The organism is Deltaproteobacteria bacterium, from assembly GCA_040223695.1.
Classification (GTDB): domain Bacteria; phylum Desulfobacterota_D; class UBA1144; order Nemesobacterales; family UBA2774; genus JAVKFU01.
The window spans coordinates 18,401-42,322 of sequence record JAVKFU010000019.1; the positions used below are offsets into that span (position 1 = coordinate 18,401).

The 23,922-nt window shown below is 48.0% G+C and carries 24 protein-coding genes and 1 tRNA gene; 12 read left to right on the forward strand and 13 right to left on the reverse strand.

All coding sequences use genetic code 11. From position 1 onward, the window contains the following. Positions 1–19: 19 nt before the first annotated feature. Positions 20–2,134, forward strand: a complete 2,115-nt coding sequence (locus RIG61_12070) for a thioredoxin domain-containing protein (protein MEQ9619893.1) — start codon at positions 20–22, stop codon at positions 2,132–2,134. Positions 2,135–2,291: 157 nt separating this feature from the next. Next, the gene (locus tag RIG61_12075; protein MEQ9619894.1) at positions 2,292–2,453 is read left to right on the forward strand and encodes a hypothetical protein; all 162 of its coding nucleotides are present in this window, start codon (positions 2,292–2,294) and stop codon (positions 2,451–2,453) included. On the opposite strand, the gene mnmG is transcribed toward RIG61_12075, so the two are convergent. Next, positions 2,435–4,348 (reverse strand): tRNA uridine-5-carboxymethylaminomethyl(34) synthesis enzyme MnmG, encoded by a 1,914-nt coding sequence (gene mnmG, locus RIG61_12080; protein ID MEQ9619895.1) that lies wholly within the window; start codon positions 4,346–4,348, stop codon positions 2,435–2,437. The genes RIG61_12075 and mnmG overlap by 19 nt on opposite strands. Before the next feature lie 136 nt (positions 4,349–4,484). On the opposite strand from mnmG, the gene RIG61_12085 reads away from it, so the two are divergent. Continuing rightward, positions 4,485–4,814: an SCP2 sterol-binding domain-containing protein gene (locus RIG61_12085; GenBank protein ID MEQ9619896.1), complete on the forward strand. Its 330-nt coding sequence runs from the start codon at positions 4,485–4,487 to the stop codon at positions 4,812–4,814. Between the two features lie 97 nt (positions 4,815–4,911). Further along, positions 4,912–5,937: a hypothetical protein gene (locus RIG61_12090; protein MEQ9619897.1), complete on the forward strand. Its 1,026-nt coding sequence runs from the start codon at positions 4,912–4,914 to the stop codon at positions 5,935–5,937. 46 nt (positions 5,938–5,983) lie between these two features. On the opposite strand, the gene RIG61_12095 is transcribed toward RIG61_12090, so the two are convergent. The 5 genes from RIG61_12095 to RIG61_12115 form a co-directional block, all read right to left on the reverse strand. Next, the gene (locus RIG61_12095; GenBank protein MEQ9619898.1) at positions 5,984–6,835 is read right to left on the reverse strand and encodes a sulfotransferase; all 852 of its coding nucleotides are present in this window, start codon (positions 6,833–6,835) and stop codon (positions 5,984–5,986) included. Between the two features lie 146 nt (positions 6,836–6,981). Next, positions 6,982–8,172 carry a sigma-70 family RNA polymerase sigma factor gene (locus tag RIG61_12100; protein ID MEQ9619899.1) on the reverse strand — a complete coding sequence of 397 codons (1,191 nt, stop codon included), beginning with the start codon at positions 8,170–8,172 and terminating at the stop codon, positions 6,982–6,984. Between the two features lie 237 nt (positions 8,173–8,409). Next, entirely contained in the window at positions 8,410–9,228 is an 819-nt protein-coding gene (locus RIG61_12105) for an SPOR domain-containing protein (protein ID MEQ9619900.1), read from the reverse strand. 19 nt (positions 9,229–9,247) lie between these two features. Further along, positions 9,248–9,332, reverse strand: a tRNA-Leu gene (locus RIG61_12110). Positions 9,333–9,568: 236 nt separating this feature from the next. Then, entirely contained in the window at positions 9,569–10,009 is a 441-nt protein-coding gene (locus RIG61_12115; protein MEQ9619901.1) for a TIGR03668 family PPOX class F420-dependent oxidoreductase, read from the reverse strand. A gap of 109 nt (positions 10,010–10,118) precedes the next feature. Here RIG61_12115 and RIG61_12120 point away from each other — a divergent pair, with 109 nt between their 5' ends. The 7 genes from RIG61_12120 to rplI all read left to right on the forward strand — a co-directional run bounded on the left by RIG61_12120 (position 10,119) and on the right by rplI (position 15,800). Then, entirely contained in the window at positions 10,119–11,060 is a 942-nt protein-coding gene (locus RIG61_12120; GenBank protein MEQ9619902.1) for a ribose-phosphate pyrophosphokinase, read from the forward strand. A 21-nt stretch (positions 11,061–11,081) separates the two neighbouring features. Further along, positions 11,082–11,774 carry a 50S ribosomal protein L25/general stress protein Ctc gene (locus RIG61_12125; GenBank protein ID MEQ9619903.1) on the forward strand — a complete coding sequence of 231 codons (693 nt, stop codon included), beginning with the start codon at positions 11,082–11,084 and terminating at the stop codon, positions 11,772–11,774. A gap of 9 nt (positions 11,775–11,783) precedes the next feature. After that, complete coding sequence (gene pth / locus RIG61_12130) at positions 11,784–12,377, forward strand: aminoacyl-tRNA hydrolase (GenBank protein MEQ9619904.1); 594 nt, start codon at positions 11,784–11,786, stop codon at positions 12,375–12,377. 35 nt (positions 12,378–12,412) lie between these two features. Then, positions 12,413–14,455, forward strand: a complete 2,043-nt coding sequence (locus RIG61_12135; protein ID MEQ9619905.1) for a sodium-translocating pyrophosphatase — start codon at positions 12,413–12,415, stop codon at positions 14,453–14,455. A gap of 173 nt (positions 14,456–14,628) precedes the next feature. After that, positions 14,629–15,045, forward strand: a complete 417-nt coding sequence (rpsF, locus tag RIG61_12140) for a 30S ribosomal protein S6 (protein ID MEQ9619906.1) — start codon at positions 14,629–14,631, stop codon at positions 15,043–15,045. Continuing rightward, positions 15,045–15,281 (forward strand): 30S ribosomal protein S18, encoded by a 237-nt coding sequence (gene rpsR / locus RIG61_12145; protein ID MEQ9619907.1) that lies wholly within the window; start codon positions 15,045–15,047, stop codon positions 15,279–15,281. Before rpsF ends, rpsR begins: the two co-directional genes overlap by 1 nt. A gap of 69 nt (positions 15,282–15,350) precedes the next feature. After that, a complete protein-coding gene (gene rplI, locus RIG61_12150) occupies positions 15,351–15,800 on the forward strand; it encodes a 50S ribosomal protein L9 (GenBank protein MEQ9619908.1) in 450 nt (149 codons plus the stop codon). 77 nt (positions 15,801–15,877) lie between these two features. Here the strand turns inward: rplI and RIG61_12155 are convergent, their stop codons facing one another. Beyond that, entirely contained in the window at positions 15,878–16,567 is a 690-nt protein-coding gene (locus RIG61_12155) for a DUF4412 domain-containing protein (GenBank protein MEQ9619909.1), read from the reverse strand. A gap of 276 nt (positions 16,568–16,843) precedes the next feature. On the opposite strand from RIG61_12155, the gene RIG61_12160 reads away from it, so the two are divergent. Beyond that, a complete protein-coding gene (locus RIG61_12160; protein ID MEQ9619910.1) occupies positions 16,844–17,659 on the forward strand; it encodes a sulfide-dependent adenosine diphosphate thiazole synthase in 816 nt (271 codons plus the stop codon). 47 nt (positions 17,660–17,706) lie between these two features. Here the strand turns inward: RIG61_12160 and RIG61_12165 are convergent, their stop codons facing one another. The 6 genes from RIG61_12165 to RIG61_12190 all read right to left on the reverse strand — a co-directional run bounded on the left by RIG61_12165 (position 17,707) and on the right by RIG61_12190 (position 23,543). Next, complete coding sequence (locus RIG61_12165; GenBank protein ID MEQ9619911.1) at positions 17,707–18,498, reverse strand: hypothetical protein; 792 nt, start codon at positions 18,496–18,498, stop codon at positions 17,707–17,709. Positions 18,499–18,529: 31 nt separating this feature from the next. Further along, positions 18,530–19,000: a RidA family protein gene (locus tag RIG61_12170; GenBank protein MEQ9619912.1), complete on the reverse strand. Its 471-nt coding sequence runs from the start codon at positions 18,998–19,000 to the stop codon at positions 18,530–18,532. Next, on the reverse strand, positions 18,987–20,417 hold the full coding sequence (locus tag RIG61_12175; GenBank protein ID MEQ9619913.1) for a DegQ family serine endoprotease: 1,431 nt from the start codon (positions 20,415–20,417) through the stop codon (positions 18,987–18,989). The genes RIG61_12170 and RIG61_12175 overlap by 14 nt, the downstream gene beginning before the upstream one ends. A gap of 217 nt (positions 20,418–20,634) precedes the next feature. Then, positions 20,635–21,825: an FAD-dependent monooxygenase gene (locus RIG61_12180; GenBank protein ID MEQ9619914.1), complete on the reverse strand. Its 1,191-nt coding sequence runs from the start codon at positions 21,823–21,825 to the stop codon at positions 20,635–20,637. Between the two features lie 109 nt (positions 21,826–21,934). Continuing rightward, on the reverse strand, positions 21,935–22,372 hold the full coding sequence (locus RIG61_12185) for a VOC family protein (protein ID MEQ9619915.1): 438 nt from the start codon (positions 22,370–22,372) through the stop codon (positions 21,935–21,937). A 28-nt stretch (positions 22,373–22,400) separates the two neighbouring features. Continuing rightward, a complete protein-coding gene (locus RIG61_12190; GenBank protein ID MEQ9619916.1) occupies positions 22,401–23,543 on the reverse strand; it encodes an OmpA family protein in 1,143 nt (380 codons plus the stop codon). Between the last annotated feature and the right edge of the window lie 379 nt (positions 23,544–23,922).

Below are 23,922 nucleotides of genomic sequence, written 5' to 3' on the forward strand. Positions count from 1 at the left end.
TGCTTCCGGGGAAAAAAACATGAGCAATCAAAACCGATTGAAAGACGAGAAGAGCCCCTACCTGCTTCAGCATGCCGATAATCCGGTTGACTGGTATCCGTGGGGAGACGAGGCTTTTGAAAAGGCTCTGAGGGAAGATAAACCGATACTACTGTCAATAGGATATTCGACATGCCACTGGTGCCATGTAATGGAGCACGAGTCGTTCGAAGACCCCGAAGTGGCCAGGCTGATGAATGAAACCTTCGTGTCTATAAAAGTCGACCGGGAGGAAAGACCCGATATAGACAACATCTACATGACGGTATGCCAGATGCTCTCAAAAGGAGGGTGCGGATGGCCGCTGAACATTGTGATGACCCCGGACAAAAAACCCTTTTTTGCGGCTACCTATATACCCAAGGAGGCCCGGTTCGGACGGGTGGGAATGATGGACCTGGTCCCCAGGATTAAAGAAGTCTGGGAGAAACAAAGGGGCGAGGTTCTAAAATCCGCAGACAATATTACGGCTGCGGTAAAAAAAGCGACGGATGTGTCTCGGGACACTCAGGGCAGAGAACTCACCGGAGGAACGCTTACCGTAGGCTATAATCAGCTTTTAAGCAGATTCGATGAGACAAACGGCGGTTTCGGCACCGCTCCCAAGTTTCCCACGCCTCACAATCACCTGTTCCTGCTCCGGTACTGGAAACGCACCGGGGACGAACAGGCGCTTCAAATGGTTGAAAAATCTCTCAGGGAGATGCGTCTCGGCGGAGTATACGACCACATCGGCTTCGGTTTTCACCGATACTCCACCGATCCCAAATGGTTTCTCCCCCATTTTGAAAAGATGCTCTACGACCAGGCGATGCTCGCTATGGCCTACACCGAAGCCTGGCAGGCAACCGGGAAAAAGGAATATGAAAAAACAGCGAGGGAAATATTTGAATACGTGCTGAGGGATATGACTGCGCCGGGAGGAGGTTTTTATTCCGCCGAAGACGCGGACAGCGAGGGCGAAGAAGGCAAGTTCTATGTGTGGACAGCGGAGGAAATCAGGGAAGTTCTGGGGAAAGAAGAAGCGGATTTGATTATCAAAACATACAGTGTCGAGGAGTCCGGAAACTTCAGCGAGGAAGCCTCGGGCGAGAAAACGGGCGAGAACATACTTCACCTCAAAGAACCTCTATCCGAAGCGGCCTCGTCCTACAGCGTCAGTGAAGAGCGGTTCGAAGAAAGAATAGAAACCGCGCGTAAAAAACTGTTCGACGCGAGAGAGAAGAGGGTGCATCCCCACAAGGACGACAAGATTCTTACAGACTGGAACGGCTTGATGATAGCCGCCCTCTCCGGGGGAGCAAGCGCTTTCGACGACCCTCGGTACGCAGAGGCCGCCCGCGGGGCAGCAGACTTTATATTGAAGGACATGCGGGACGAAAACGGCCGGCTTCTTCACCGTTACAGGGAAGGGGAAGCGGGCATTCAGGCAACCATCGATGACTATTCTTTCTTCATATGGGGACTCCTTGAGCTCTACGAGAGCACGTTTGAAATAAGGTATTTAGAAGCCGCCCTGGAGCTTCAAAAAATAATGACGGAACTCTTTTGGGACGATGAAAACGGGGGCTTCTATTTCACATCGGAAGACGCTGAGGAGCTGATTGCAAGACAAAAGGAGATCTATGACGGCGCTATTCCTTCGGGTAATTCAGTAGCCATGCTCAACCTGCTTAAAATTTCGCGTATAACGGGCGACCCCTCTTTTGAAAGTATGGCATCGAAGCTCGGAATCGCTTTTTCGCAACCAATCGAGCAGGCCCCAAGCGCATATACGCAGCTGCTGGCGGGTCTCGACTTCGGAATCGGCCCCTCATACGAAGTAGTTATCGTAGGAGAACCGGGCACGGAAGATACGAAAAAAATGCTGCGAGCTCTGAGAAAGGAGTATGTCCCGAATAAAGTAGTCCTTTTCCGTGAAGCGAATGATAAAAGCGAGATCACTAAAATAGCGGAGTTCACCAAAGGCCAGTCGGCGATGGACGGAAAGTCCACGGCGTACGTTTGTCTGAACCATATCTGCAAGCTCCCTACCGACGACATAAATAAAATGCTCGAGCTCCTGAATGAAACAAATGCCGAAGGGGAAAAATAACTGTCGAAACCCTTTTGATTAAATGTATTGATTTCATGTAAAGCGGCCTTATAATTAGGGCTTCTTTATAGTTGAATTGGAAGCGTTATCGCAAAAAGTCTGTGTTATAGTATAAGTTTGGTAAAGTAAAGAGTAATAACAGATGGAGGATACGTTAATGCCCAAAAGAGGGAAAAGGAAAATTAAGGATTTGGTGGATATGCTCGAAGATCCCGAGAACTCCGGTTACATAGGCGGAGATTATGAAGACATGATGGAGCTTCTGGAGCAGGAGTTGGCAGATTCTGAAGATGAGGACGATCAGGAAGTAATGGAATGACCGACGGCATCCTTTTGAATCTCCCCCCGTTTTAAATAAACCATAAGTACAGAAATGGCCGCAGGAGTGATCCCGGATATTCTGCTTGCCTGCCCTAAAGAGCCCGGACGAACCTTTGAGAGCTTTTGAACTATCTCCTTCGACAATCCGGGGATGTTGTCATAAGAAAAGCTTTCCGGGATGCCGAGGCTTTCGAGTTTCCTGAACTTGTCTATTTGCTCAATCTGCCTTTTAATATACCCCTCGTATTTAACTTCCATTTCAATCTGCGTTACATAGTCTCCATCGGGAATTTCCTGCCCGTTGTTTGCCTGGAGGAATCCCAGCTCCCTATAAGAAATTTCGGGGCGTCTGAGAATTTCTTTCAGGGACTGTGGTTTCTTTAAAGGGGAGGAGCCGAGTTTTCCGAGAATATCGTTTACTTCTGAAGTCGGCATTACCTTTATGCTTTCCAGTCTGAGAAATTCTTTTTCAATAATATCCTTTTTGTTGGAGATCCTTCGGTAATTTCCCTCGTCCAAAAGCCCGAGCTCGTAACCCTTTCTGCCGAGCCTTATATCGGCGTTATCCTCTCTCAGAATCAGACGGTACTCCGCGCGGGAGGTGAACATCCTGTAGGGCTCGTCCACCCCTTTTGTTACAAGGTCGTCGATCATAATGCCTATGTAGGCTTCCGAGCGGTCGAGCACGAAAGGCCCCATTCCCTTTACGCGAAGAGCGGCGTTTATGCCTGCAATCAGCCCCTGGCTGGCGGCTTCTTCATATCCGGTCGTGCCGTTTATCTGTCCGGCGAAATATAGATTCTCCACAATCTTGGTCTCAAGAGTGGGCTTAAGCTGCGTAGGGTCAACGTAGTCGTATTCCACGGCGTAGCCGGGCCTCATGATTTCCACTTTCGACAGCCCCTCAATTGTCCTCACAAGCTCGTACTGGACCTCGAGAGGAAGACTTGTCGAGATGCCGTTGGGATAAATCTCATAGGTGTTCGAGCCCTCGGGCTCGAGAAAGATTTGATGTCTCTCCTTGTCCCTGAATTTGACGACTTTATCCTCAATCGACGGACAGTACCTGGGACCCACTCCCTTTATCTCCCCTGAGTAAAGCGGGGATTTATGGAGATTATCGGTTATCACCTTATGAGTTTTTTCATTGGTATATGTGATGTAGCAGGGTATCTGCTCCCTTTCCATCCGGGCGCTCGAAAATGAAAACGGCTTCGGGTTTTCGTCACCCGGCTGGATCTCCAGCATATCCCAGTCGATCGTTCTCCCGTCGAACCGGGGGGGCGTGCCTGTCTTTAATCTGCCGACCTCGAATCCGAGGCTTCCGAACGAATCCGATATGCCTGTCGCCGCAGCTTCTCCAGCGCGGCCGGAAGAGATCTTCGCCGCACCTATGTGAATCAATCCGTTAGGAAAGGTGCCCGGTGTAACGACGACGGCGTCCGAGAAGAAATGCTCGCCCAGCGTTGTTTTCACACCCGCGACCCTGCCGCCCTCAACCACAAACCCTTCGGCCATCCTCTGTTTAATATCCAAATTCTTCCGGGACTCGAGGGCGGTTTTCATGTAAGTCCTGTAGGCCTGCCTGTCCGCCTGAATTCTTGTCGCCTGCACGGCGGCTCCCTTCCTGGTGTTCAGTCTCCTGAACTGTATCGCGGCATGATCCGCGGCCTTTGCCGTCTCTCCGCCGAGCGCGTCTATCTCCTTTACAAGATGCCCCTTGCCGACGCCCCCGATCGAGGGATTGCAGGACATAAGCCCGATGGTATCTATGTTCGCTGTCAGGACAAGCGTCCGGCATCCCATCCTTGAAGCGGCCAAAGCCGCTTCGCATCCGGCATGACCGGCGCCGATAACTATTACGTCATACTTTGTCGGGTAACTGATACTCAATCTATAAACTCCATTCGACTGGAAACATAGAATTGTAAATACTTAAACGGTGAGCGTCAATTAATTTAATCCTGCTTTGGATTAGACGCATTATAGATGGTAAACTGTTTTTTCTTTTTCACTAGGAGGTAAGGCGGTGGAGCTTTCAAAGACAAGAGAGATATTTGAAAAAGTCGACAGGAAAATCAAGGAGAACCCCCGGGAATACACGGAGCTTGGAGCGGTTTACAAATTTATTTTAGACGGACCTGACGGAGGAACCTGGGTCATAGATCTGAGAAAAGACACAGTAGGGGTGAGAGAAAGCGATGAAGAAGCAAATTGCACCTTTGAGGCTCAGGACATTCATTTTATAGAGCTGTTCAACGGGTCCCTTCCGCCCGAAAACGCCTTCATAACGGGAAAGCTCAAGCTCAGCGGAGACGTCCTTCTTGCAGTGAAATTCGGAGAATTATTAAAAAGGTAGCAGATTCCCCGCTCATAAACCGTTAATTAACCAGTAACGCTAACCAGGGTATTGGATGAAATGGTTTCAGTCCCGAGGGGGCGGCGAGTTAACAACCATGATAGAAAAACCGGACCGAGTCTACATAGAAGAATGCGTAAGAGAGCACCCGGTAACAGAAAAAATACTATCCAGGCTTGAATCCGTACCCGTAACTTTTATTGAAGATCACAGAAATATAGGGAAGGAGAAAACTTTTTCCGAAAGGGCCGGTGAAGATAAAAATTGCCTTGCGCTCGCCTATAAAAAGGGGGAGCTTGTAAAAAGCATCGGCAGAATGGAAGACGGCCAGTTCTACCTTTTTCACGAGACGGACTGCAGATACGACTGCGAATACTGTTACCTCCAGTATTACTTTCAGACGAAAATTCCGGTTATATACGTAAACAGGGACGAGGTGCTGAGCAGAATCGAGGATATACTTAAAACCTGCGAAAGCCCCTATTTTCACGCAGGAGAGGTCTCGGACGCCCTGGCCTTCGATGACCTCACCGGATTTTCGCTCGATGTGGCGGAGCTCTTTTCTAGATACGAAAACGGAACAATAGAATTCAGGACAAAGAGCACTAAAATAGAGAATTTGATATCTATCGACAATCCGCCCCGGAATATTATCCCCTCGTGGACATTCAGCCCCCGGAAAGTAGTGGAAACGATTGAACATAAAACCCCTTCCTTCGAGCAAAGACTCAACGCGGCAAAAAAGTGCCAGGAATCGGGTTATACGATCGGCGTGAGACTCGACCCCGTGGTAAGAGTGGAAGGATGGGAAAGGGATTACAAGCAAATGGTAGAGACACTGCTCACGACGCTCGATCCGGCAAAAATAAACTACATTTCTCTCGGGACGCTCAAGCACAACAAGATGCTTTTCGAAGCAATAAAAAAGCGGTTTCCCGACAGTCCCGCGGTCCTGGGAGAGATATTCCCTTCAAGCGACGGCAAATACAGGTATCTGAAGTTCCTCAGGGTAGAGCTGTATAAGAAAATGATCTCGTGGATCAGGGAGATTGATTCGAATTTAAAAGTAGAGCTCTCTTTGGAGCCAAAGGAAATACATGAGCTTGTCTTTAACACGAAATAGTTGTGCCAACAATAATAAAATACTTAAAACGATATTAAATATCGTTTTAGTATCCGTAACTCTTTAATCTTTCGGCAACCCGAGCCGAGAACGACTTTAGCTCGGGGTTTTTAAGGTATGCAAAGCCCCTTGTCTTGTTAACCTTGCCTGCGGACTTTTGAATTTCCGGTGCGCCTGCGTCAAGTCCGCAAAAATCAACCAAATGGTTGAGTATCGCTACCGGGTTCTCGAGAAAATCCTCATATCTGATCTCAACGGCGCCCTCTTTCAGGCTGGAAACGTGCCTGCGCGCTTCCTCAACATATTCTTCCCACATCAAAAGCCCCTCCTCAAGAGAAGCTCCCCTCAAATCGGTAAACACCCTCTCCGCGCCTATAAATTTGCGTACGAGATAGTACCTGTAGAGAGATTTGAACTTTCTGTGTCTGTCCTTCAGTCTAGAAAGCCCCTTTCTCCTCCGCGTCTTTAGACTGTTCACTATATCGAGCGGGTGGCGAATTATGTGTATTACCTTTGCGTCGGGGAAAATATCGAGCCACAAAGGCAGGATAAAGGTATTCCGGGGGTCCTTCCACCCCCATGGAATATCGAGCTTCAAAGGATTACGGTATTTTATATATTTCCGCAGTCCTAAAAAAGAAATAGCGTCAGGCGTACCCATAGTGAATCTTATAAATTCGCCGTAGAGAGCCCTGGCCTCTTCATCGGCGAGCAGGTACCTGATTGTGCCCGGATTTTCCAGCCCCCCGCTGCATTGTGTTAATAGCCAGTCATTTATATTCCTGAAGAATAAGGCTTCGTGGTTATGTGTAAGGTTGCTGCCTACAAAAAGACCTAGGTCGGCGAGCATCCGGGTCAGCATGCTCGTCCCCGAGCGGCTCATTCCGATTATTATCACTGGCGGGATCGCGTTCATTTCCTAACTGAAATTACACCATATAGCCGGCAATAACAATGCCTGTGAATGGGGAATTTACAAAGTGTGAAGCGAGTGTTTGGGACACGGAGTGCGGCGGTTGGTCCTTTATGAGTAAGATTATAAATTTATCGCGCCAGAAAGCTTCTCAGGATATCTCCCATTTCGGAAGTCGCGAGTTTTTCCAGGGCCCTTTTCTCAATTTGCCTTATACGTTCCCTGGTCAAATCGAATCTCCTGCCTATCTCATCCAGTGTGTAAGTGGAGTCCTGATCTATTCCGAATCTTAGTCTGATAATTTCTTCTTCTCTGGGGGTAAGAACATTGAGCGCGTCCCTTATTTCATGCGTGAGCGCAGTGCTCGCCATTACCGAGTCCGGAGCGGGAGAGCTATCATCGGATATGAAATCAAGCAGTGTCGTTTTTTCTCCGTCAAGAATCGGAGTATCCAGACGAGCCGCGTCATTCGTGGACTCGAGAATTCTTTTTACGCCCTCTACGGATATTCCCGCTTTCGCGGCAACCTCGCTCGGCAGCGGTTTTCTGCCCATCTCCTTATGAAGCATCGAGCTTATTCTATATACCTTGCTCGCCTGCTCAAGGACATATACCGGAACCCTGATGGTTCTTGTCTGATCAAGGAGCGCCCTTGATATGGCCTGATGTATCCACCAGGAGGCGTATGTAGAGAATTTAAACCCCTTGGTGTGATCGAATCTTTCGACCGCTCTCATTAGTCCGACGTTTCCTTCCTGAATAAGGTCTGTAAGCGGAAGCCCTCGTCCCATATACCTTTTTGAAATGCTGACAACGAGCCTTAAATTGGCCTTTACGAACCTCTCCTTTAAATCCATAGCGCGATCCGAGTAAGCCTTGACGAACGCCATCAGGCTTTCGATTCTTCTTCTAAGCCCTTCCTCGGTAAGCTTGGCGGCGCCTTTACTCTTTTTAGCAGTAAACTTATGTTTATTCTTGACTAATTTTTCAATGTTTGAGGTTAATTCCCTCGACCGTGTTTCACATTTTTTGATCTGAGCGGAAACTTCAATTTCCTCTTTCGCCGTGAGGAGCGATTCTACAGCCATGTCCTTGAAATATACGTAGAGAAGCCTGAACTGTTCGTCGGGAGTCCATTCTTGCTCCTGATCCTCAACAGCGGAATTATCTTCTATATCATAGCTGAATCCGGAATGATCGCTTATGTCGTCGTCCGTGATTCCTATGGAGTTAAACGAATCCTCGTCGTGCTGATGAAAGCCGTCAATGTTGTTCATTTCCGAAACGTCATGCTCCACTTCTCTAAATTTTGCCGATTTCATGCTCACACCTTTTTCCACACCCTAAATAGCGCATCCTATGTCTATGTTGTGTGTGGTATATTTTATAAAATGTCCCTCGAAAAAAGAGGTCCTAACCCTATAATTATAAGGATACCATCTCAGCTTGTCAAGTATTTTCTTCGCACATGCAAAAAAACCCCCGCAGGCTAAATTTTACAATGATTTAAGAATATAACAACCGGGTGTTAAGACTTATATACGCATAAGCTAACAAATTTAGGGTGTATCGGGGGTTGTAGCGGGCTGGCCCTGATTTTTGGCTTTCTCCCAGGACTCGTTAACGGCCGTAGACTGGCTTAAAGTTTCGACATACGCCTCTTTTCCCTCTCTCCGCTTAAAAACCGCCGATTGACTCCAGGCCTGCTCTATACTGCTGAATTTACCGATTTTGACAAGGTTCCATTTTTCCCCTTTAGAGTTCTCTACCTGCACAGTGTACGCATTATAACCTTTGTCCTTGTAATGCTTAACAGCCTCCCGGGCGTCTTCGGATCTCGCGAAAGCGGCTATCTGCAGTGTATAGCTGCCGCCGGACCCTTGGGTTTGTGTTTTTTTGTCTGTGTCCGTTTCGGCAGGATCGCTCCCCGGATCTGAAAAGGTTTCCTCCGCGCCCTCTTCCCCGTCACCGATTCTGCCGGTAATCCCCTCCGGATCGAGGGAAGTCAAACCGCTGTCCCCGCCATCGTCCGGATCATCTATATTGCTGGAATTGTTGGACAAACCCGACTCCAGTTTCTCGCTTATAATAACGGCGGGTTCTTTTGTTGCAATACCATCCTGAGCAGGATAGACCTTAACATTTCCCTTCAAAGCTTCTTCTTTTTTTTCACTGTAATCCTTTGGTTTCTCCCCGGTGACTGCCTGTTTAGCCTGATCCCCTCCGCCATTTATAATACCGAAATCGTCTAGCTTCGTTCCGATATAAACCCCTACCCCAAATATGATCAGAAACGAGAGAAAAGACCAGAACCCGCCCGAGCCGCGGCTTCTCCTTCCGGAATCGGTAATTATAAGTTTGGGTTTTAACTTGCTCATATGAGTCTTTGTATCTTCGTGCCGAAGGGGGGATTTGAACCCCCACGAGCTCGCGCCCACTGGATCCTGAATCCAGCGCGTCTACCAAGTTCCGCCACTTCGGCGATTTTAAACGATAATCGCCCCTTAACCCCTTTCAGCCATTATATTATCACACATCCCCAAAACCCGCCAGAGTTTTCACTCGCCGGGGAATGTCAATTCTAAAAACTGTATCGCTCAGGCTGTTCCTCCAATATCGATTGGCTTGAATTTTTTGCTGCTAACCTTAATTTCTCGGTTAAAAGGGCAGATGTTTTCAAGACTCGGGGAGAATACCGGCCAACCAGCTTAGAACTTTTCAGTCATTTATATTGCCCCAGGATAAGATACGCGCCGGAACGATTTTTATGACGGGAAGACCCGCCTGATCAAGCCTCATTTTTCTGTACTGATAGTATTTACCGCAGAGAGCTCTTAGGGAATTCTCGTATTCCTCGCCACTTTCCAATATCGAAGCCCTGCCTTTAATAATAATGTAGAAGAGCCTTTTCCAATCTTCAAAATACCGATCGATAACAACTGACACATTTGGGTTAACGGATATGTTTTTTATTCTCCCGAGCTCCGCAATCCGGGGTGTTTTCGGCTTTTTATCTATCGGCGTGTAAAGACAAAGGCGGTCATAGGCAAAACAAACAGGTATAACGGCCGGCGTTCCCGAATCATCCGCGGTTGCCATTCTGGCAATCCTGCTTGATTGAATAATTTCCTTCTCCCTGTCCGTAGGCTCCGCAATCAAGGTTCTTTTTCTCTACTCGACTTTAAATCTTGAATTATGATTTATCTATTTTATAATACCTTGTTTTTTATATCGAAAGTTACGCTGTTTTTGATTCATGTGAGATCCGATGGACAATGCGAAAATTTTTAGCGGTACTTCGAACGTATTGCTGGCCAATGCGGTATGTGAATACCTTAACGTTCCCATGGGCGAATCCGAATTAAGAAGATTCAGCGACGGGGAGATTGTGACCGAGATATCGGAGAGCGTCAGGGGATCACACGTTTTCATCGTACAGTCAACATGTCCCCCCGCTAATGAAAATATTATGGAGCTTCTTATAATAACCGATGCCCTTAAGAGAGCGTCGGCAAGGGCTATCACAGCTGTAATACCTTATTACGGTTACGCAAGGCAGGATAGAAAAGTCCGGCCGAGAGCCCCCATTTCAGCCAAGCTCGTAGCCGATCTGGTAACTATAGCCGGTATAAGCCGCGTCGTAACGGTTGACCTTCACGCGGGGCAGATTCAGGGGTTTTTTAACATACCCGTTGACCACATTTACGCGACTCCGATATTTATCAAATACATAAAGGAAAAATTCGACAAAGATGATATAGTAATAGTTTCTCCGGACGCAGGTGGAATGGAAAGGGCCAGATCGTATGCAAAAATACTCGATTCAGGACTTGCTATGACGGATAAAAGACGTCCTAACCCCAATGAGGCGGAAATAATGAACGTAATCGGGGATGTTCAGGGCAAATCCGTGATCCTGGTCGATGACCTCGTGGACACCGCCGGAACTGCAATCCAGGCGGGGAAAGCCCTTCTCAGGGAAGGGGCAAAAGGTGTTACGCTGTGCTGTACGCACGGAGTTCTCTCGGGGCAGGCCATAGACAAGATAGACAAATCCGATATCGAGGAAGTAATAATAACAGATACTATTCCACTGACAGAAAAAGCTGCCGGTTGTGAAAAAATTAAAGTAATCAGTATTGCTGACCTTCTCGGTGAGGCAATTAAGAGAATCGCAACAGGGGAATCGATTAGCAGCTTGTTTAATTAAAAATCGAAGGAGCTTGATAATATGGCGCAAAGCAATTTGGAAGTAAAAACAAGAAAAAGAATGGGTAAAAGCGGGGCCAGGGAAATAAGAAAAGAGGGCAATATTCCCGGAATACTTTACGGAAAAAGCACGGAGCCCATTCCGATAGTGGTGAATCCGGCCGCCCTGAAAGAGGCTCTGTCAACGGAAGCCGGGGAAAACACCCTGCTGGAAATTGACATCAAGGACGGCTCTGAGAAAACCAAAAGACTATCGCTTCTTCGCGAGATACAATATGATTTTCTCACAAGCAAGCCGATTCATTTCGATTTCCAGGCGCTCGACATGAACAAAACTATCACCGTGGACGTTCCCGTTCATATCGTCGGAAGGGCAAAGGGAGTCAAGGAAGGAGGCGTTCTAGAAGAAGTAATGAGGGAAATACCGGTGGAGTGTCTGCCGAAAGATATTCCCAACGCATATGAAATAGATGTTACTGATCTGGATATCGGTGATTCGATACATGTGAGCTCGCTCAAGGTCTCCGATGATATCAGTATTTTAAGTGAAGATGAAGAGACAATTGTTACAGTGCTGGCGCCTAAGATGGAAATAGAGATTGAGGCAGAAGAGGCTGCGGCTGAGGCAGAAGAGGCTGCGGCTGCGGCTGAGGCAGAAGAAGGAGAAGAGGGAGAGGCTGAGGAAGAGGCTGAAGAGGCAGGCAGTGAAGAATAATTAGCGGAAATGATATTAGTAGCGGGTCTGGGAAATCCGGGAAGCGAATACGCTTCCACAAAACATAATATCGGTTTTCTGGCTGTGGACGAAATAGGAAGTAGGGTAGGGATAGAATTAAACAAGAAAAAGTTCTACGGCAGTTACGGGAAGGGTTTTTTCAACAAAGAAAAATTGATTCTTCTTAAACCGGAGACATATATGAACCGGAGCGGAGAATCAGTTTCCAGCGCTGCTAACTTCTACCACATTCCGAGTGAAAAGATCATTGTCGTACACGATGAGATGGACCTGCCGACCGGCTCTGTCAGAATAAAGGCCGGCGGAGGGAGCGCAGGACACAAGGGGATTAACTCTATAATTCAAAGGATCGGAGACAGGGAATTTATCCGTGTCAGAATCGGCATCGGCAAGCCGGAGGAGAAATCCGGGGGAGCCAGTCATGTGCTTGCGCGGTTCGAAAAAAACAAAAGGGATATTGTTCAGGACTCAATATTAAGAGCAGCCGACGCAGTGCTTGACATTATTGAGAACGGCGTAGAAAGAGCGATGAACAAATTCAATACAAAAGCGGATAAACCGGAAAACGAAAATAATGAATAAAAATATTCTCATTAAATTAAAGGAGGTATGACCAAATGGGAGAAGTAATCGCAGCCCTCTTGGGGATTGTGCTTGGCGTCATAGTTTTAGGTTACGCCTTTATCGTATACAGGGAGATTAAAACCCTTCCGGAGGGCAATGAAAAAATGAAGGAGATCTCCTCTGCAATACACGAGGGGGCAATGGTTTTTCTAAACAGGGAATACAGGATAATAGGGATATTTGTACTCGTCGTTTTTATTCTATTAGGATTCTTTATAGGCTGGAAAGCGGGTATCGCTTATCTCGGCGGTGCTGTCTGCTCGGTTCTTGCAGGATTTTTCGGCATGAAATCAGCAACTAAAGCAAACGTCAGAACAGCGCAGGCCGCGGCTACTGAAGGGCAGGGAAAAGCCCTTGCTGTAGCGTTCAAGGGTGGAAACGTAATGGGCCTTTCCGTTGCGGGCCTCGGTTTGCTCGGTCTTTCGATTGCCTTTACCTTTGGTATCGGATTCCCGGACAACCCGGATGACGCTCTGGGACTCGCGGCTTTCGCCCAGAGATTCGCGGGAGTAATCGGAGGCTTTGCCATGGGCGCGAGCTCAGTGGCTCTCTTTGCCAGAATAGGCGGCGGTATTTTCACGAAGGGCGCCGACGTAGGCGCCGACCTTGTCGGGAAAGTCGAAGCCGGAATACCGGAAGACGATCCCAGAAACCCCGCCACCATAGCGGATAATGTCGGTGATAACGTGGGAGACGTCGCGGGAATGGGAGCAGACCTGTTCGAATCCTATGTGGGTGCTGTTATCGCGACTATTGTTATCGCCGCGGGTTACGGCAGAAACGAAATAGCGCTTATGTCGATCCCGATAATTCTTATAGCGGTCGGAAGTTTAGCCTCGATAATCGGCTCCAAGAGCGTTGAGTGGATGAAAGACCTGGAGCCACAGCTCGTCCTCAGACGCGCCACCTTCTACGCAGGGGGTATCTATCTGGCCCTTTCGCTGATCGTACTGCTCATAGTCGGTCTCGTTGACGGTATAGGCGGTTACATCATCTGGATCTGGCTGGCTTCGGTTCTCGGACTGCTTGCGGGTATCGCTATAGGATTATTGACTGAATACTACACGTCGGGCTCGCCGGTAAGAAAAATCGCCGAGGCGTCCCAGACAGGTGTCGCAACAAACATTATTGAAGGGCTTTCAGTCGGAATGGTAAGCACGACGCTCCCCGTAATCACAATCGCCATAGCAATCGGTCTTTCATACGCGTTCGCAGGCCTCTACGGCATAGGTATCGCGGCTGTCAGCATGCTTGCCACGATCGGAATAACGATGTCGGTTGACGCTTACGGGCCTGTTGCGGACAACGCGGGCGGAATTACGGAAATGGCAGAGCTTGGCACGGACGTAAGAAAAATCACCGACAAGCTCGACTCTCTCGGAAACACGACAGCGGCTATAGGAAAAGGTTTTGCAATCGGCTCCGCGGCTCTCGCGGCGCTTGCTCTTTTCGCCGCCTTCACTAAAGCGGTCGGACTCCAGTCCATAGACCTTACCAACAGTCATGTTGTTACAGGCTTACTCCTGGGCGGAACGGTTCCGTTCCTACTCGGCGCGCTCACGATGGGAGCCGTGGGTAGAACCGCGCAAAAGATGGTTGAAGAAGTAAGAAGGCAGTTCAGAGAGATCACCGGACTCCTCGAAGGGGAAGCAAAGGCAGACTACGCGTCATGTGTTGCAATCAGCACTGACGCCGCGCTCAAGGAGATGATTATTCCGGGAATTATAGCGGTTGTGGCGCCTCTTGTCATAGGCCTGATTTTAGGGGCTGAAGGACTGGGAGGATTCCTCGCGGGGGCAATCGTAACCGGCGTAATGCTCGCGCTTATGATGGCGAACTCAGGCGGTGCCTGGGACAACGCCAAGAAATATATAGAGGAAGGCAATCTGGGTGGAAAGGGATCGGACGCTCACAAGGCGGCGGTCGTGGGCGATACGGTAGGCGATCCGTTCAAAGACACATCCGGACCTGCAATGAATATTTTAATCAAGCTCATGTCTATTGTATCGCTTGTCATTGCACCGCTATTAATTTGAGTAGAACAGCAAAGGGCACGGCTGCGCATACGGCAATATCCGTGCCCTTGAATTTAAATTAACAATTGGAATATTGCAGGTAAAATATTGCGGGTTACAAAATCTGTCGCTTTGAGTTTAAAAGACGTTAATAAGCTCAGGGCCGCAAAAGACCAGGACAGGAGGTAAGAAACATGGCGGTCAAGCCAAAGTTTTACGAAACTCTTTATGTAGTAAGACCCGATATCAAAGAAGAAGAGCTCTCCAAGATACAGCCAAAAATTGAGGATTTAATCTCATCGAACGAGGGTGAAATTTACAAATCCGATAAATGGGCTCAAAGAGAGCTTGCATACGAGATTAAGGATCACACGAGGGGCACTTATTATATAGTGGTTTATAAAGCGCTTCCCGGCGTGGTAGCAGATGTAGAAAAACATCTGAGGTTCTATAATAATGATGTTCTAAGATTTATGACTGTGAGCATAACCGAGGATGCGGCGAACAAGGGGAAACCATCCCCGGAGGAGAAAAGTCAGGAAGAAGAGGAAGAAGCAGCTTCCGAGGAAAAAGCCTCCGAAACTGAAGCCGAGGAAGGAGGAGCCAGCTAATGGAATCACCGAGAGACAGAAGATATTTTGCGAGAAAGAAAATATGCAGATTCTGCACGGAACCGATTGAGATGGACTATAAAAATACCGACTTAATGTCGAGGTTTATAACTGATAGAAAAAAGATAGTGCCCAGAAGAAACTCCGGCCTCTGCGCGCGTCATCAAAGACAGCTGGCAACAGCGATTAAAAGGGCTCGTTTTATGGCGCTTTTGCCTTATACCGTGCTTCATTAATCATCTTGGCTCGATAGTTACAGAACGGATTAGCGGTTTTTATCAGAATGATCTGGAGGTTTAACAACTATGAAAGTCATACTAACTTCCGATGTGCAGGCAGTGGGAAAAGAGGGGGAAATTAAGGAAGTCAAGGACGGACTGGCGAGAAATTTCCTCCTGCCCAAAAAGCTCGCAGTAAAAGCCACGCCGGGAAATATCAAAACCTGGGAACAAAAAAGCATAAAGCTCAGGAAAAAGGAAGATCAGGTCAAATCCGAGGCAGAAGCCTTCGCGTCCAAACTCGAGGGAAACAAAGTTACAATCCCGGTTAAAGTGGGAGAGGAAGAGAAAATATTCGGTTCCGTCACGACGCAAAGCATTTCCGATGCCCTGGGGGAGCTTGGTTACGAAGTCCCTAAGAAGCACGTAGACCTTGAGAGTCCTATAAAAGCTCTCGGATCACATGAAGTAGTTATTAAGCTCTATCAGGACGTGAGCGCAAAGATAACGGTAGAAGTTGTGGAAGAGAGCCCGTAGCTCGAACCCGCACAGCACGATTTTTCAGAAAACAATTACGCTTCACGGCTGCCGCTTATTCCCTGATATAAAGCAACTTACTGCTGACTCAGTATATCCTGATAGGTTATTTTTTCATATCCTGCCGGCGGCTGAAACTCGCCCGACGGTATATCCTGCTTTTTAACGCTGACAATTTCCTCGATGACAACGGTATCGCTATCGGCTGAGCGGTATACGGTCTTCATCGGATAACCGTCCTCATAGATTTCCTGAATGATCTTATATTCATTATCCGAAATAGTAGCGGAGCCGCCTATATTCTGGCTGATTGCTTTCACGTCGTTCATGAGCTTCGACATTTTTTCCATATCGACCTCATCCCCGAATCCCGGCTCCTTGCTCACCCAGTACTCGGTTTGAATCTTGCCGTTATCGTATATTTCATATTTGTTGGAATCGTACCCTGCAATTTTTTGGGTATCGCTTGTTTTCTTAAGTTTTATATTTCGAGCCGATTTCGTATCGTCTTTTGTTTCCGTCATAAAAGACTCAATGTACCTTAGATACTCATCCCTGCTCAGAATTATATATAGTTTTTTCTCATCATTTACGAAAATGATATGCCCGGTATTCAGATCAAAAATTACGGCGGGAGAATAAGGCTGGCCGTTTTCAACCTGTTTCAACTTATTATCCTGAACGTACAACGTCATTTTCTGCTTATCCGGAGCCCCCTCCTCGTATATGATTTGCTCCATTACAAGACCTGAATACGCTTTTTCCACCAACCCTCCAAGAGTAAAAAAAGCCGCCAACACAAATAATTTGAGAAATTTCATATGCCCACGCATTCAAATTACCTCCACTGAAATTGTAAATAAATCCCCTCGCCAGCTCAAAATAAGATAACCTATAAATCTTTACATAGCTACAGAAACCTCGGCCCTACTGCGCGTTTACTCCGATATTGTATATAATAATTTCTATTGACGCTCAATGAATCTGTGATAGAGTAAACGGGTCAAGCGAGCGATCGCAATTTTTACGGAGGTAAACCATTTATGGCTGAAATTAAAAGCAAATTTGCGCCGATCGGGGAAAAAGAAGTCACAAAAGCGATCGTAGAAGGCTTTGCAAAGGAATTCAACGAGTATATCGAGAGCGACGTCATAGTCGTTGGCGCGGGTCCGAGCGGTCTTGTCGCTGCGAAGGACATTGCCAAGCACAAATACAAAGTTCTTCTGGTCGAAAGGATGAATTACCTGGGCGGCGGATTCTGGATCGGCGGGTATCTTATGAATAAGGTTACGGTCAGAGAGCCCGGCAATGAAGTTCTGGATGAAATCGAGGTCCCGTACGAAGAAGTAGAAAAGGGTCTTTACGTAGCCGACGGGCCTTATGCGTGCTCCAAACTCATAGCGATGACATGCGAGGCAGGGGCCAGAATACGCAATATGACCATGTTCGACGACCTCGTGTACAGAGAAAACGGCAGGGTTGCGGGCATCGTAATGAACTGGACGCCTATTGCCAACATGCCCAAGGAGATCACGTGTCTCGACCCCATTGCTATAGAGTCGAAACTCGTCATCGACGCGACAGGTCATGACGCATATCTCGTTTCAAGACTTTCTCAGCAGGGACTATACAAGAAACTGCCCGGACACGGCTCGATGTGGGTCGAGAAATCGGAAGAAGCGCTGGTGGAGTACACGGGGGAGGTCCATCCCGGCCTTATCGCATGCGGAATGGCGGTTAACAGCGTTTACGGACTGCCGAGGATGGGGCCCACCTTCGGTGGAATGCTCCTCTCGGGCAAAAAAGCGGCGCAGGTAGCAGTCGATATTCTCGAGAAACAGCAGCAGGCAAGAGCTTAAGCTAAATCATAAAAGGGGGGAGTAATTACCGCTTCCCCTCCGATACTTCATCCGGTCAATTTCTGAAACTCGTTAAGACATTTACCACATAACCTGCCCTTGAGCTGAACCTTCAAGACCTCTTCCTGCCAGTGTGAATTGTACAGACAGCACGAGGGGTTATCACAGAATTCAGCCCCGGTAGCTTCGTAGAAAACCGCCTGAAGAGCGTAAGAGCAAATGATGGGTGTTATTTTGGGGTCTCCGTACTCGACAAACCTCCCCTCATACATGCGGTCGAGCTCATCCGTATCTTTACCGCTTTGTATTAAAGCGCCTTTAATAAAATAATACTCCCTCGGCTTTGCCGGAGCCTCCACCACGCCGGAGGTTGAAATAAGGGCCGGATTGCCTCCGAGCAGAACCCTTGCATGATATCTCCTGCTCTCGAATGTACCGAATAGACGGCCTGTGAATATAACATGCAAGAATCCTTTCCCCCATTCATCGGGGACTTTATCGGCCAGGGCTTTATGGAAAATTCTCTGAAGCCAGAGGCCGTCGTAGAACTCACCGAGATTACTTTTCTTACCCGTAATTTTGTCTATTTCAGATAATGCCTGCTCCCTGGCCGCACGTCCGATCTCATCTTGCGGTGCGGAGATATCATGAATCCTGGAAGCGGCAAGCAATTCAGCCACGCGGTAGGAACTCTCCTCAGAAAGAAGAAGGAAATCGAAAAAATTCCCGCGGCTAAAAGCGGGAACCCCGAACCTTTCCAGATGATCCAGAGTGTTTTGTATATTAAGCGGCGCTGAGGGGAAATCGGTATAGATATATACTTTCGGTACTCGATTCATCGGGGAAACATCACTCTTGGTTGCGAAATAATTAATCGCCCTGAGATATTTCTGCAATGAGCTCTATTTCCACAGGGGAGTTCATGGGCAGCTCGGAAACACCGACGGCAGCCCGGGCATGGCGCCCGTCGTCACCGAATACCTGAAAGAAAAAATCCGATGCTCCGTTAAGCACATTTGCCTGGTTATGAAATCCGGGAGCGCTGGCTACATAACCTGTAATCTTGACTATCCTTTTTATACTTTCCAAACCGCCCAACTCCATGCTCATTACCGAGAGGGCATTTATCGAGCAAACCCTCGCGGCCCTCATGCCATCCTCAATCGATACTTCCGCCCCTACTTTTCCCTCTAATATAAGCTCTCCGTCCGCAAGCGGGAGCTGACCGGACACAAATATCAGGTTGCCGGTAACCGAGGCGGTTTTGTACGAGCCGAGCGGGGTCGGCACATCGGGTATTTGAACGCCCAGCTCGCGCAGTCGATCCTCAACCTTCGCCATCTTGCTCCTCAAACTTAAGAGCAACGTAAATTGTACTGGATCCTCGCTTTACCAGGAACAGAACATTCTGCCCCGCGCTTACGGAATCCATGACTTTTCTGTAATTATCGAGGTTTGCTATCCTCTTTTTATTTATTTCTAGAATAATGTCACCCTGTTGAAGCCCCGCCTCCGCGGCAACGCTTCCCCTTTGGACATTCGTAATGATAACGCCTTCAGAAAGCTCTGTCCTGAACATACGCTGGACCTCAGGCGTTATTTCCTGGACTATGAGTCCGAGGTTCTGTTCAACGGCTCTTTCCTTCAGCCGGCTTGAGCTCTGGGCGACTTCGTCAGGCAGCTCGCCGAGCTCGATTTTCAGGGTCTTTTCTCTCCCGTTTCTAAGCACTTTCAGTTTGGTCTTCGTGCCGGGAGCATATGACGCTACAGACTTTGGAAGCTCGGGCATATTCTGAATTTGACTTCCGTTAAACTCGACAATTACGTCCCCTCTTTTAAGCCCCGCCTTTTCAGCCGGCCCCCCAGGAGTAACATCAGCCACCAGGGCGCCTCTTGGCTCATCCAGGTCTATGCTTTCCGCAATCTCAGGCGTAACCTGCTGTACATACACGCCGATCCAGCCGCGAACCACCTTACCGCTCGACCTGAGCTGAGCAACGACGTCTTTTGCCATATTGATAGGAATCGCAAAACCGATACCCTGCCCGCCCGCTATAATCGCGGTGTTTACACCTATGACCTCGCCGTTAAAGTTGAACAGAGGCCCGCCGCTGTTTCCGGGGTTGATGGCCGCGTCTGTCTGCAGGAAATCGTCATAGGAACCCAGCCCGAGCGATCTTCCCTTTGCGCTGATAATTCCCGCCGTTACAGTGTGCCCGAGTCCGAAGGGATTACCAATGGCGAGCACCCAGTCTCCGATTTCGAGTCCGTCCGAGTCGCCGAAGCTAACAGCCGGCAGCTTGGCTTTTGGTTCTATTTTGAGAAGAGCCAGGTCCGTTTTAGGATCAGTTCCTATTACTTCCGCTTCATAGCTGTCTCCGTTCTCAAATATAACCTTGATATCCGTCGCCCTCTCTACCACATGGTTATTAGTAATAACGTAACCGTCTTCGCTGAATATAAATCCCGAGCCGAGCCCCCTGCCCTTGAATTCCCTCTCGGGTATATCTCCGAAGAATTTCTCGAAGAATTCATTGAAAGGATCGTTCTCTCTGCCCGGAAAGGGGGATTCGGAAGAAAAGCTTCTTCCTTTAGAAACGCTTGTTGTGCTTATATTTACTACTGAAGGACTCAGCTTCTTAACCAGCGGCGATAGAGAATTAAAACCGTTCTGCTGACCGTCCGCCGATTGCTGAAACCCCAGAAAAGATAATGTCACAAGAATCGAGACTATTAATATTCTTGCCGATCTTATCATGGCTTGAATACCTCCGACCATAAAAATTGATAGTTTGTTCGGGGGAACAATGTTCTCCTTTATTCCCTCGATTTTTGTATGAACCCCGGGGTGGATAAAATTCGAATTCCCCGAATTATTTTTAAAATTATAACTGAAGATTCATTTTCATGTGGAATTAACTTAAGTAGCTGCAGGTGTGTAATGACAATAATAATCCGGCGGCAAAGCTACGGTTCTATATCGGTTCCTTGAGCATGCTGTCCCAGTACTTTAAATGCAGCTTATTCGAGTAAAAACGCATCACAAAATTTCTCAACGAAGAAATTACCCTGCTGTCGGCGAAAGCTACTTTGCCCATCATGCGTGATTGATCCTGGATTTTTTTAACACGCGGCTTCCTCCTCGAAACATAACTTTCAAGCGCGTGAGCGACATACCTGGAATCGGTCCTTGCCAGCTCTTCAGCCAATACGGCGGCGGATTCAATCGCCATAGAAACACCGCCTCCCGCTGTGGGCAATACCGCATGCGCCGAATCCCCCACTAGAACGACCCTGCCCCTGTACCACTCCTCCATTCTCAAATCATTGTACTCCGTGTGATAAATAGCGTCAGGATCATCTATCTCTGCGAGCAAATCGGGGACTATTCCCCCGAAGTCCTTAAAATTCTCCTCGATGCGTCCTACACGGTTTTCAACAGGATCAGGCACGCCCCTAGGGCTGCGGATACTCGTAAAAACGGACAGGCGACCCCTGGTGGGCCAGATGCCTAAAAATTTACCCGTCCCCCAGTACTCCGCTATCTGCGCGGATTTAAGAAGGCCGGATTTTACCCAGAAACTCCATCCCGTCATGCCGCTGTATGAAAGCGGTACCTCTCCAAATATCATATTTCTTGTTTCGGACCGCACACCGTCGCATCCGACTACAAGGTCGTAAATCTCTTCAGTCCCGTCGCTGAAGACTGCAAAAACTTCCTCGCCCATTTGCTCGATTTTCTCAACTGTCGTGTTCATGCGTATGGCCGAGGGATCGACAGCTTCCCTCAAAACGTTAATCAGCTCAGGCCTGTATATGCTTATCATCGGCCCGTATTTCTCAGTGACCTTCTGAACGGAATAAGAGTGAAGCATTTCGCCCTTCTCGTTCCTGACGTTATAAGTCGAAAACGGGAGGCCCGCGTCGATAAGGTTTCTGTAGACCCCGAGCCCCTTCAGCACTCGGCTGCCCGAAGGCCAAAGGACTATAATATATCCGACATTCCCGTATTCCGGGATACGTTCCACTACGGTGGGCTTGAATCCCCTCTGCTGCAGCAAGCCCGCCAGGGTTAGACCGGCTATACCGCCGCCGATTATTAGAATGCGCATTTCGGGCCCGTACCGTACAGCAGGGCCACTTCCTTTGAGCTCGTTTAATTTCATTTATAACTTCCGTTAGACGGGCGTAATCGCCATCTCCATTGTATTCGTAAAATTCAAATTTTGAATTAAGACTGAGACTTAATTATACCAGCAAATTATTTTTTTAGTATCAATACTGCGGCACCTCGCCTCGTGTATCGCCGCAGATTTCAAGCTCCAGCCCGTCCGGATCAAGAAAGTGGTATGCCTGCACCTTCCCGTCTTCACCTATCTTTTCTTCTATGAAATTAACGCCCCTTTCCTTCAAAATATTGCCGGCCTTCTCAACATCGTCAACGCCGAAAGCGATATGATTCACGCCTCCTGCGGATCCGCCATCCGAGGCTTTTCTGTTTTTATCCTCGGTCATCGCCAGAATAACTTTCGACTTTGTCCCTATAAAGGTTTTTTTCTCGCCCCCTTCCGTGCGCCCGTCCCTGATTAGCCTCAAACCGAGGACTCCGGTATAAAACTCAACCGCAACGTCCATATCACTGACTACAATCGCTATGTGATCTATATCCTTGACGATATCATTTCCGCCTATTATGTTACGAAGCCATTTCATTTTTACACCCGGATGCGGCCGGAATATATTATCTTACACCGAATTTTTTTACCAGAATCAGGCCGATCCCAATCACTACAATGACAATGAAAACACCCATAACCAGATAACTTCTCGTTACCGAGTAAATAAAACTGGAATTGACTTCCACTACTTTTTCAAAAATCTCGTGTTCGTTTACCACTTCATTGTGCTCGGCATCCTCTAATACAATCTGAACGGAGAGGAGAAGAGACTGAAACCCGCTCTCAAGCGGCGTAACCGTCCATGCCCATTTCGTACTCAATTCTTCCCCTGAAACCTCTTTAATCTCCAGACCTTCGAACATAGCTTGCCCACCACCGTCGACGGCGGAAGAGGAATCCGAAAGGGACCTGACGTCGAACTCCTTGCCTCTTAACCGCACCCCGACGTCCCGCCCCAATTTAAAATGATTAAATCCTTCGGTGCCGTTCTCCTTGATGCTTTCCGACAAATCACTTATGAACGAGTAAGGAAAGTCCGCCTCTATGATATAAGTCTTGCCGACGCCCATTTTCCCGGGCACTTCAAAAATAATGCGTCCCGGAGCCAGTTTTCTCATGACGCTTCTAATATTTTTGGCCAGACCCGGAGGGGGCGTCGCAAGGTCCCTTACCGCCGGGGGCAGTGGTTCGGAAACGGTTTCAACGGTTTCAACCGCTTCAATTGTCTCTTCCACTCTCTCTTCTTTTTCCTCCGCCGCGGTTTCCCGCCCCTCAGGCGAAGCATCTTCAATACCGGTAACCGGCGTTGGCAAAACGGGCTGATCGGTTTGAATTATAATGCGTACCCTTCTGTTCTCTCTCAGGGACTGCTCGTCGAGACCACCTGCGAATTTATCAGTTTTCCCCCTTCCACTTGCTGTGATCCTTCCGGATTCTATCCCCCGATCAATCAAAACCCTCTTTACCGACTGCGCCCTTCTCTCTGAAAGGCCGAGATTGTATTCAGCTTCCCCCGTAATGTCCGAATAACCTTCCACGACTATGTCGAGCCCGGGATTGTTCTTTAATTCATCGATTTTTAATTTGAGAGCCTCTTCGTCCGCAGGGGGAAAATCATCTTCATTAGAGTCAAAATATATATCGATAGCCCCCCGGGCGCTCTCCGCCGAAGCATACGGCACAGCGGTTATGAGCCCTGTCTTCACTAGATATATGCATAAAAGCACAACCAATAAGAAGACAATTTTGAAACCCTGTGATTTAAAAAATTGTATTGATGGACTGTCCATCCCCCGCCTCGATCGAACCGGATATTTTTCATATCGGGCAAAAAAATAATCCTTACCATTATCTCACTTTAAGTCGTCTATTGTCAATAAAGCCGCCCTGTTCTCTCGATCAGTTTACACTCGTCCTGTGAATTATCCCGACGAGCATGGAGCGATTCCCTTGACAGGCAAATCCAAATACGCACCCCGCGGAGTCAAGCCGGTATTAAGAAAAGCGCATGACGAATCTAAATAATATGTATGAGCTGAATTAAAATCCAGCTACAATTACAGGTGTTATACTACTATTAATTAC

Bases quoted from the DNA above. Each gene is read 5' to 3' on its own strand.
- RIG61_12070 (MEQ9619893.1), top strand. From the start codon at position 20: ATGAGCAATCAAAACCGATTGAAAGACGAGAAGAGCCCCTACCTGCTT.
- RIG61_12075 (MEQ9619894.1), top strand. From the start codon at position 2,292: ATGCCCAAAAGAGGGAAAAGGAAAATTAAGGATTTGGTGGATATGCTC.
- RIG61_12090 (MEQ9619897.1), top strand. From the start codon at position 4,912: ATGATAGAAAAACCGGACCGAGTCTACATAGAAGAATGCGTAAGAGAG.
- RIG61_12100 (MEQ9619899.1), bottom strand. From the start codon at position 8,172: ATGAAATCGGCAAAATTTAGAGAAGTGGAGCATGACGTTTCGGAAATG.
- RIG61_12105 (MEQ9619900.1), bottom strand. From the start codon at position 9,228: ATGAGCAAGTTAAAACCCAAACTTATAATTACCGATTCCGGAAGGAGA.
- RIG61_12120 (MEQ9619902.1), top strand. From the start codon at position 10,119: ATGGACAATGCGAAAATTTTTAGCGGTACTTCGAACGTATTGCTGGCC.
- RIG61_12125 (MEQ9619903.1), top strand. From the start codon at position 11,082: ATGGCGCAAAGCAATTTGGAAGTAAAAACAAGAAAAAGAATGGGTAAA.
- pth (MEQ9619904.1), top strand. From the start codon at position 11,784: ATGATATTAGTAGCGGGTCTGGGAAATCCGGGAAGCGAATACGCTTCC.
- RIG61_12135 (MEQ9619905.1), top strand. From the start codon at position 12,413: ATGGGAGAAGTAATCGCAGCCCTCTTGGGGATTGTGCTTGGCGTCATA.
- rpsF (MEQ9619906.1), top strand. From the start codon at position 14,629: ATGGCGGTCAAGCCAAAGTTTTACGAAACTCTTTATGTAGTAAGACCC.
- rpsR (MEQ9619907.1), top strand. From the start codon at position 15,045: ATGGAATCACCGAGAGACAGAAGATATTTTGCGAGAAAGAAAATATGC.
- rplI (MEQ9619908.1), top strand. From the start codon at position 15,351: ATGAAAGTCATACTAACTTCCGATGTGCAGGCAGTGGGAAAAGAGGGG.
- RIG61_12160 (MEQ9619910.1), top strand. From the start codon at position 16,844: ATGGCTGAAATTAAAAGCAAATTTGCGCCGATCGGGGAAAAAGAAGTC.
- RIG61_12165 (MEQ9619911.1), bottom strand. From the start codon at position 18,498: ATGAATCGAGTACCGAAAGTATATATCTATACCGATTTCCCCTCAGCG.
- RIG61_12170 (MEQ9619912.1), bottom strand. From the start codon at position 19,000: ATGGCGAAGGTTGAGGATCGACTGCGCGAGCTGGGCGTTCAAATACCC.
- RIG61_12175 (MEQ9619913.1), bottom strand. From the start codon at position 20,417: ATGATAAGATCGGCAAGAATATTAATAGTCTCGATTCTTGTGACATTA.
- RIG61_12180 (MEQ9619914.1), bottom strand. From the start codon at position 21,825: ATGAAATTAAACGAGCTCAAAGGAAGTGGCCCTGCTGTACGGTACGGG.
- RIG61_12185 (MEQ9619915.1), bottom strand. From the start codon at position 22,372: ATGAAATGGCTTCGTAACATAATAGGCGGAAATGATATCGTCAAGGAT.